This window comes from Candidatus Omnitrophota bacterium (assembly GCA_028715965.1).
Taxonomy (GTDB): Bacteria; Omnitrophota; Gorgyraeia; order Tantalellales; family Tantalellaceae; genus JAQUQS01.
On sequence record JAQUQS010000036.1, the window covers coordinates 1 to 9503 of the forward strand.

At 55.8% G+C, this 9503-nt stretch carries 2 protein-coding genes; both read left to right on the top strand.

Annotation, left to right across the window (positions count from 1 at the left end; genetic code table 11):
* The first annotated feature begins 23 nt into the window (after positions 1-23).
* Entirely contained in the window at positions 24-6308 is a 6285-nt protein-coding gene (locus PHH49_08345; GenBank protein ID MDD5488947.1) for a hypothetical protein, read from the top strand.
* On the top strand, positions 6275-9503 hold a 3229-nt coding region (locus tag PHH49_08350), incomplete at its 3' end, for a transglutaminase domain-containing protein (GenBank protein MDD5488948.1). The genes PHH49_08345 and PHH49_08350, both read left to right, overlap by 34 nt.

Below are 9503 nucleotides of genomic sequence, written 5' to 3' on the forward strand. Positions count from 1 at the left end.
GTACCACGGCCGGACGAGAAGCCATGATGAGAGGCCTCGAACCGGTCAAGGGCACAAAGCCCGGTCTGGCATACTCCGTCATGGCCTCTTTTGAGGATACCGCCGGAAATATCGAACAGTACAATATAAACTCCAACGGTATGGTGGCCAAGCTTGAAATGTACACCGACAGTAAGGGTAACAGTGTATCCGCATGGGTCAGCAGGAGCCAGGATGGTAGAACTACCGCGGCGCAGAACGGCTCTGAATTCCGTGCCAGGGCAGCGAAGGCTGACTTGAGTACCACGGCTGGCAGAGAAGCCCTGATCGCCGGTTTCGAGATGAAGGAAGGCCGGTTGCCGGGTAGCGTGTTCACCCTTCAGGCTACGTTCGTCTCGGTGGACGGCACCATCGAGCAGTTCAATATAGGTTCTTCCGGTATGGTCGAGATGATGACCACCTACGATGACGGGAAAGGTAACACCGTATCCGCATGGGTCAGCCGCAGCGTCGATGGGTCGAAGACGGCGGCTGAGAATGCCTCCGCTTTCAAGGCGGAAGCCGCCAAAGCTGATATAACCGGTATTAGGGGCCGTGAAGCTCTCATGCGCAAGTTCGAAAAGACCATGGATAGATCATCGGGATCCCTCTTCAACATACAGGCGAGCTTCACAGGTGTCGATGGCCGGACACAGCAATACCGAGTGGGGGCGTCGGGGACCATCGAAACGGCGGTTTCATATACAGACGCGGCCGGGAACAAAATGAGCGCATGGGTCGGGCGTGGACAGGACGGCAGCAGGAGCGCGTACCAGAACGGCCAGGCGTTCCTCCAGGCGGCCCTCAGGGCGGATATATCCACGAGCGAAGGCCGCGAGGCCCTTGTAAGGTCCTTCAAGGCGCTCGCGAATGATCGTAAGACGGGATTCTCTCTGCAGGCGGGTTTTGTGGGCGCGGACGGCTCCATAGACCAGTTCAGGATAGGCGAGGGTGGCCTTATAAACATGTTGGCCACCTACGATGATGGAAAAGGGAACTCGGTCAACGCCTGGGTATCGGAGAGCCGTGATGGATCGGGAACAGCTGTCAGCAATGTGGCCAAATTTATGGAGAAAGCCGTAGCATCCGATATCTCGACCCAAAAAGGCCGGGAGACCCTTATGCGGAACTTTGAGTCCGCCAGCGAGGGGGCCTTAAGGTCCTCTTTCTCCGTACAGGCCCTGTTCGTGGGCGCGGACGGTACTTCGGATAATTTCCAGATAGGCTCATCGGGCCTTGTACAGCGTATGATATCCGTAACCGACCCGGCAACGGGAGCTACGATGAACGCCTGGGTCGGGCGTAGCCGGGACGGCAAGTCCAGCGCTGTGGATAACTCGGAAAGGATCAAGGCCGCGGCGGAAAAAGACCCGACCATGCTCAGTGACGGCAATAAGCGGTACGCTTTCATGAAACAGTTCGAGACCTTTGGCAAGGCTGAAGGGGCCAGATATGACTTCATCGCATCGTTTAATACGCCGAGCGGCAAGACAGAACAATTCATGATAGACGCCGAAGGCAGACTCAGGATGATGGCCGCGTATAGTGACGGCGGGAATACGGTTACCGCGTGGATCAGTGATTCCGTCGACGGCAAAAAGACCGCTGTGCAGAACGTGGCCCGGTTCGAGGCCGCGGCCCGCAGGACGGGGATCGCTAGCGAAGGCCAGCTTAGCCAGCTTATGGCCGAATTCAAGCCAGACCTTTCGAACGCGGGAAGCATAGTAAGCCTTAATATGGATTTTATGGGCGCGGACGGACGGGTCGAAAGATACGCTATAGGGACGACAAAAGATGCCTCGGGACGGATGAACGCTTATAGTGTCCGGAACGTTTTTGCCGCGGACGGGTCCTACCATACGAGTGGGACGCAATACGCGTATGATGGCGGTAAGATATTGCTTAACAGGGATATGGGCGCGGACGGTCGTGTGTTAAGGGACCGTTCGGCCTTCCTGGATAAGGACGGGAACCGCACGACACAGGACCTCGGCTATTCTTATAACGCCGACGGTTCTTATTCCGTAACGGGTACTAGATGGCAACATAACGGGACCGTCGTACAGGTGGCCCAGACATTCAATGTTGATGGCAAGGTGCTTACGGATAAATCCGTTATGACCGATATTGACGGGAACAAGACCAGGATGGACCTTTCATATCAGCATTGGGGGGACGGTTCTTACAAGGTAACGGGCAAGCAGTATAACCCGGACGGTACCGAGATACATGTCGATAAGGACTTTGACGCCAATGGCAGGGTCACGGCTGATTGGTCATCGGTCTATAAGGACGACGAAAAGATATCCACCAGTGAGGAGAAATATACATACAATGCCGATGGGTCGTATACCCTCAACCGGATGGTATATAACCATGCGGAGAATGTCGAGATAAAGTCCTCGGAGAAATTCGATGCAAATGGTAAGTCTATAGAGGTGTCTGCTGTGGATGTTAACCATACCGGTTTCTGGGGTTTCTGGAATAACTTTAAGGACTGGTTCTCCTCATCCACCGACTATAGCCAGCACGGTGTTATAGCCAGTATAGGTATCTGGTGTGCCAAGACCATAGGAGGACTAGTGGTTCGCGCTGTGGATGGTGTGGTCCGCGGTGCCTGGAGCATAGTAAAAGGCGTAGCCCTGTGTGTTTGGGACGTCTTCTATAACGGTGTTGTCGGAGCCGTGGTCAACTTCGTGTACCATGTGGCCTGTGCTGTAGGCAATATCGGCAAAGCGCTTTATGGCCTTGTCACAGGGGATATGGATATGGCAGCTCGCGGCGGTAACGGTATCTGGAAGAACCTTGTCTGTGCCGTGGCCGGTGTTTTCTGGGGCGGGCTCCACACGGAGAACGGCGAATGGGTGGATTGCCCGGCATGGAAGAGCAATTACGGCCTGGTGAAGGGCGCGGTGTGGAACGGCATATGCAAGGATCTCGTATATGAAGCGGTCATAATCGGTATAGGTAAATGCGTGGTGGTGGACGCTGTTGTTGGAAATATTGCGCTTACCTTAAACTCGGCATTTAATAACTCCCTGTTCGATACGGAGGTGCATTCTGGGTTCTCCACTGTCTCTATAGGAGGTTGTACCGCCGTAGGTGCGCTTATAGGAACTATGATAGTTCCCGGATTGGGTACACTTATCGGAGCTATAGTTGGAGCTATAGTCGGTGCTGTTATTGCGGGGGTCGTTAATGTTAGCGGCGCTAGTGATAAACTTGAGAAGACGGTATTGGCACCTAATGGTATGAGTATAACTGGTGTTGGTAAGACTATAGGTAGTACTATTACGGTTTTCGGCGCTATAGGCGCGGCGATAGGGACTGTTTTTGGCCTTGGTGTCGGGATGCCGATCGGACTCGCCATAGGGATGGTGGTAGGCCTTATAGTCGGTCTGGCTGTAAGCGCGGCCAAACTTGTGAGAGGTAATCAGCCGTTGACGTCAGAGAGTGCTATTGCTCATCTATTCTCTTATGAGGTTCTTTCAAACATGTTTGACACCTCCATGGGTTATATGGACAGCGAAGGGTCCGCCATGGGAGTAATGGGGACGACCGGCGGGTTAATGGGTGCCGCTATCGGTCTTTATATCGGGCTTGCCATAGTGGCCAGCATGGCGAACCCGGTCGCGTGGCTGGCGGTCCTGGTCGTCGCCGTTTCGGTGGCGGTTGTGGCCGCGCTCGGGACGGGGGTAGGCGTTGTCACAGGCCTCTCGATCCACGCGTCGGGGAACTGGCAGGCATTCCAGCACCAGTCCTTCTCTATGAGCGCGCAGGCCCTTACTGTTATGGGCGTTGCTTCCTTCATAGGGCTTGAGGTGCCGACGGACGCGCATTGGATATCCATAGCGATAGGTTCGATAATCGGTGTGGGTCTGTCTATATTCTTCAGCCGAGCCATGAACATTACGGGAGCCGCGACCGCCACGAGCGGCGGCGGTATACTCGCGCGGATAAGCGCGCAGATGACATCTCTTACGGCTAACATGATAAAGGCCGGCGGATGGCGTGCCTCGGTCATAATCAATACTGGTAAGGCATTTATGTTCGTGGCGGGCAAGATACCCATGCGTGCTTCGGTGGCGACGGTCGTGATGTTGAAAGTCGCCTCGGCAGGCCAGCTGATGGCGACCCAGCTTTTGACGTTCTCCGCGAAGGGATTCTTCCTCGGGATAGCGTCGAACGTGGTGATGATGGCCCAGGCGGGAGTTGTCCTCTACATGAGCGCGAAAGCCGTTATTGAGCCTGTGCTGAAAGGCATACTCGGGGTTGACAGTATGGAGGAAGTGATCAGTATATTGAAGACGCTCCCCGGCAGCGGTATAACAGAGGGGCTTGGTAAGACGATATTGCTTAATCTCGCCCAGTTCGGCCAGGGCACTATCATAGGTGCCGTGACAAGGACAACGATCGATAACCCGATGTTCATAGCGACGTTCTTTATTTTCGGTCCGATAGTGCAATCTCTCGGGGCCATAGCGGGGAGTTGGGTGGATATACCGATCTTTGGCGCGCCGACAGGTAATGCTGTAGGGTTCGGTACGGCTAAAGGCGTGTTCATGGTCAAGGACGCCATTTTCGGCGCCATTAAGCGCATAGTAACGGTCGCCAGCGAGGGTGCCAGGTCAGTATATGAGGAAGGGTTCAAGGAGCCCATTCTCAGCGCAATATTGCAGGCCGGCGGCATCAGCGCGTCAACGGCCGAGTACCTGGTCGAGTTCGCGGACCTTGACGGCGGATTTTCCTCTAATATATCCAACACGCGACGAGATAACGTACAGGCCGGGATATCCCAGGCGTTGCAGAATGTGGACCTGGGAGGGGTTTCACAGGAGCATGCCGCGATCCTCGCGGAACAGCTTGGCATAGACATGAACACATTGGGGGCGATGCGGGATGGTACCGCCGACCAGGGGGCGTTCAGGGACCTTGTTAAACGTCTATCGAACGCCAACCTTACCGATGCTTCGGTATGCGGTGCCCTGGCGCAGATAGGGCTCCTGGGGATAACCCGGGATATCGGCCAGTCGATCGCGCGGAATGAGACGCTGATCTACGCGGTCGCCGACGCGCGTAACGGCGACATGAACGGGCTGCAGGAAATGGGCGTGAGCATATCGCCCGACGCGGCTAGCGATGCTCTTTTCGATGACATGATGTACCTCGCGATGACAGGACAGGTCTCCGGGGCCACACTGGCGGATTCCATGCCCATTATACAGCTCTCTTCCTCTCTGATGAGGGGAGAGATCCCATCGGCGAAATTGGCCGAGTCTCTCGGGCTAACACAGTCAGATATCAATATGCTTGCCAGATTGGCCAGCGTGACCGGCATAGGCGGTGGCATACTCGCGGCGACAGGACTTGCGCTCTTCAGCCAGATGGGGTCAGGCAACATATCGGATGTCCGGGTGAAATTCCACCAGGCAGTTAACGGGTCGGTCCTTTTCAACCTGGGAAGCGTAAAGGATATGAAGCTTCTTGTGGACATTGAGGATGGTTCTCACAGCACTCTTATACAGCAACTAGAGTCCGCGGGCATAGATAGCGCGATCACGAAAGCCGCGCGAGTACTTGCCGCTTCCGGGATATCCGCGGAACAGGTCGGTCGTGCGCTTGCCAATGCCGGTAACGCCATGATGGCGTCCACCGGACAGGCGGATCTTGTCCGTTTTGACAGGGACTCGGGAACCCCTGTACTGGACCAGGCAGGCATTAACCGTCTTCTCGCGGGTTCAATGATAAACGTGATGGGCAGGAACGTCCTGGATCACGTCTCCGTGCTTAGTGAGTTCGGGGTAACAAAGGACACGGCGCCTAACCTGTTCAAAGTCCTGAACGCTACGACCAAGTCCCCGGCGATCGGCCAGGCTGTGGCCATGGGCCTGGGCAGGTCCATGATGGAAGGTACTCTCTCAGAAGCTAACGTGACGAACACGGCAGCGCTGATGGTCATACGTGAGTCGGCCGGGGACATCAACTCCGCCGCGCAACTCTTGTCGGATATAGGGCTCAGCGGACGCCAGGTCCGAGGTCTGGTCAATCTGGTCAATCGCATGAACGTGTTCGATGTATCGATCTCCAGGGATGCCGGGCAGACCGCCAGGTCCGCGGCGATCGGTATGATGGCGGCACCCGCGTCGTTCAACGGGCTTATCTCATCGTTGAAGTATTCGGCCGCGAGGACCGTCATATCCAGTACTACCGCGGATACTGCGAATAAGTGTATCGGATTCCTGAAAGAAGTACAGGGATGCCGGGCGCGGACGCCGATCTTGTCGGCATAATAGCGACCTCGAACGATTCCAACAAGTCCGTGATACTGACGGAGATCGCTAATAACATGCCGTTCAGCGGAGGGCAGTTCCAGCGAGAGGTTATCGGAGCGGTCATTAATAACGCCGCGGACGCGCGGACGATGATGAATACCCTTAATCTGGGCAAGGTCGGGTTCTCGCGTGATCTATCGGCGGTCCGTTCGCGGATAAGCGAGCTTACTGTAGCGGTCGCGCAGGCACAAGCGCAGATAGACCAGCAGTCCCAGATGCATAATGATACTACGCAGAGGTTGACACAGCGGATAAATTCGATACAGGCACAGATCGCCGCTCTTGAAGGCGCCAGGAAAGATCTTTCCCCTGAAAGTGTGGCGAAACGTACGGAGGCGGCAAAGCATGAAGTGGCGTCACTGCGGCAGGAAGTCGCCAGTCTCCAGGCACAGCATCGCCAGGAGATAAAAGCCCTGAGAGATAACATCGGCAAGCAGCAGCAAAAAATAGAACAGGCTGAACGTGAGCTCGCGGATCTTCAGGCGAACGCGCAGTCACGTTTTGACCGTGTGGAGGGAGTCTCTGACGTCGAGGACGGGATGGCGTCGGTTGGGACAAAAGGCTGGGGCGCCCGGGAAGTGGTATTGTTCGATTCCCGGATAGACCCGAGTTTCGCGCGTTTCCTCTCGGACATGTCGAGTGAAGCGGCGGCGATAGAAAGGGACCGCGGGTCCAAAATGACGGATAGTGAAAAAGTGGCGTTTGCCATGAAATTCCTGGAACAGAGAATGCCGTCCAGGGATGCCGACCTCAGCAAACAACTGGTCAAGGACAAGAAAGGGGAGATAGTCCTTATCGGGTCCCTTCTTGACGAAGGACAGGGCGTGTGCCGCCACAGGGCACCGCTTATGGCTTTTATGCTAAAACGTCTCGGGGTTAGCGGCGCGAAGATCATGCGCGGCGACGTGTACAGGGACGCGCAGAAAGCGCATGGGGACGATGTGGAAAGCCAGGGACGCCATGTGTGGGTAGAGGTGAATATAGGAGGCCGTGACCTTATAGTGGATCCGATGTGGGGCAGGGTCAACGATAAGGCCGCTGAATCCAGCAGGGCGGTGCAGAGGGTGGCGGATGACGGCGTAATGCCACAGTATCGTATGAACGACAAGGTGGAAAAGGTCGAAGCGCGGTTGCAGGAACTCCGTGGGAATAAAGCTGACATGGTCCGGCAACTTGAGGTCAAGACGGCTGAGGCCCCCGGACTGGACCTGCGGGCACGTATAGACACCCTTAACGCCGAAATATCGGCTCCGGTGACAGAAGCCGGGATAGGACAGGAGATAGCAAGGCTGACAAGGGACCTGGGCAAGGTCGAGGCTGACCTTGCGCGCCATACAGAAAGTGTCCCGTATGCTGACCAGGTAAACCTGCGGGACCAGCTTGCGTCAGAACTTGAGGGGCTTAAGGCTTCCGAAGCGGGGATGTCCGAGGTAGCTACTACTTACCAGGGGCTTGGATGGTCGGAGAGGACGATGGACTCCGTTATGGGTCGCATTGAACAGGTCGACAACGATAGCACCATGTCCATGGGGATGAAACAGGCGATAAAGCACGAGATGTCAAAAACATTCATCCAGAATAAAGGTGTGCTCAGGGAAAAAGACGCCAGGTTCCATACGGATAGAGCCTTGCTCGGAGCGGCACTGCGCGCTTCCAATGGGGATATGGACGCGATATCAGCGGTACTTTCGTCCCTGGGTGTGAATACGGACTCGTATGATCTCGGGACGCTCCATTATGGCGAAAGAGTGAAGCTGTCCGAGGATATGGCAGGTCATATATCCGGGGCCGGGTTCTTCAAGGGACAGACCAAGCTCAACATGAACAGGGGCAGGTTTGAGAACAGCCTGGACAACGTTGATCTCGACTCGTTGTTCAAGAACTCCGTAATAACCCATAGTGATAGAGCCGGCGAGGTCATTGGTGAAGATATATCCTCATCGGTCACGGACCAGGCCGCACGCGGTTTCGCGTCAAAGATCATGGACCATTACAGGCTGGATAAACTCGCGGGGATGGACGGGAAGTCGGCTCAGAAGCTTTTTGACGATATGGCAGCTCCGCTTAGCGACAACTACAGCGATATGCGTGGGTTCCTGAACTCGCAACCCAGCTCGCTTATCCGGGAAGGCGTACTGCCGGACAGCATGCTCGATGCTATACAGTCCCTCGCCAGAGCGATGGAAGCTTTCACCGGCGCCTCATATGCGGTATTGGCCGGGTACGGGATAGCGCCTCTAAGCGCCAAGGCGGTGGAACGGGCCATAAGGGCCAGGGCCAGTCAGGAAGCTGGCGTTTCGGTCGACGCGGACGGGAACCTGAAGGTCTCAATGGATGAGAGCGGGGCCTTGTCGCCGGAAGAGGCCGGTAATAGTGTCAGGCAGATGCTTAGTGATAACTTCGGCATAAACCTCAGGTCAGGCGATCCCGCGAACATAAAGGATATCGCGGAAAAAATAGCCGCGCGCACCTCGGAAGCCAGTGAAGGTCGTATGGACAAGGACGCGTTGGACAGGATGGCGAAAGGCATGGACGCCCTCGGAGTGCAAAGGTTCACAAGAAGCAGCCGGAAACAGGCCATAGCGGTCATGCAGGCGCGAAGCAGGATGCTGAGTAACGCCGCAGAATTGACGGACAGGTTGATCGAAGAAGGCGCTCTGGGATATGAGGCTGGCAGCATATTGAAGGACCGGCTAGCGCTTGAGCATAAGGAGCTTGTCCGCAACGCGGGTATCCTGTCAAGGATGAACGATCTTTCGCTCAAAGAAACTAACATATTGAAGGGATCGGTGAACGACAGAGTTAAGGATACCGTAAGGTCCGGAGAGGCCTCCCGAGAAAAGACAGAGGCGGACAGGACCGTGGATGAACTTACGGCCCAGAGTGGCAGCACGCAAGCGGAAAGTATGGAAAAGCTTGCCCGCCATTCCGCCGCGACGAGGATATTACGGCGTCTGGTATCCAACGCGACAGCCGCGGCCGGATCATATCAGGCGGCTCAGGCGGAAAAAGCCATGAAACGCAGGCAGGCGGCCAGCGAGGCCAGGGAAAGGTTCGTTGAGGACGTGTTCCATCCGGAGGCCGGGATAAAGACGGCTTTAAGGAACGCAAGACTTACCGAAAGTGCCAGTAAGAGGATGGCGACCCTGCTTG